Origin of the sequence: Pseudomonas sp. KB_15 (assembly GCF_052114525.1) — a bacterium.
In the GTDB taxonomy this organism is placed as follows: Bacteria; Pseudomonadota; Gammaproteobacteria; order Pseudomonadales; family Pseudomonadaceae; genus Aquipseudomonas.
The window spans coordinates 1-349 of sequence record NZ_JBFREX010000399.1; the positions used below are offsets into that span (position 1 = coordinate 1).

Consider the following 349-nt stretch of genomic DNA (forward strand, 5'->3'; position numbering starts at 1 on the left):
CCCTTCCCTTACCAAGGGAGTGCTCTACCACTGAGCCACATGGGCGAAACTTGACTTACTTCTTTGACGGCAACCGCGGTGCTGGAGCGGGTGAAGGGAATCGAACCCTCGTCGTAAGCTTGGAAGGCTTCTGCTCTACCATTGAGCTACACCCGCCCGGTTACTTCCTTCACCGGCTCATCGCCTGGTTGCTGCCTTGCATTCTGGTGGAGAGGGCTGGATTCGAACCAGCGTAGGCGTAAGCCATTTACAGTCTGCCCCCTTTAGCCACTCGGCTCGGGCACCTCTCCGCAGAGAACTTGTGATTATGGTGGAGCTCGCTTGGGCTGTCAAGCACTTTCCCTTGCGG

Annotated in this window: 2 tRNA genes; both read right to left on the reverse strand. The window is 57.3% G+C overall.

What is annotated here, in order from left to right:
* Positions 1-82: 82 nt before the first annotated feature.
* Positions 83-156, reverse strand: a tRNA-Gly gene (locus AB4Z35_RS31470).
* A 48-nt stretch (positions 157-204) separates the two neighbouring features.
* Positions 205-290: transfer RNA gene (locus tag AB4Z35_RS31475), tRNA-OTHER, on the reverse strand.
* Between the last annotated feature and the right edge of the window lie 59 nt (positions 291-349).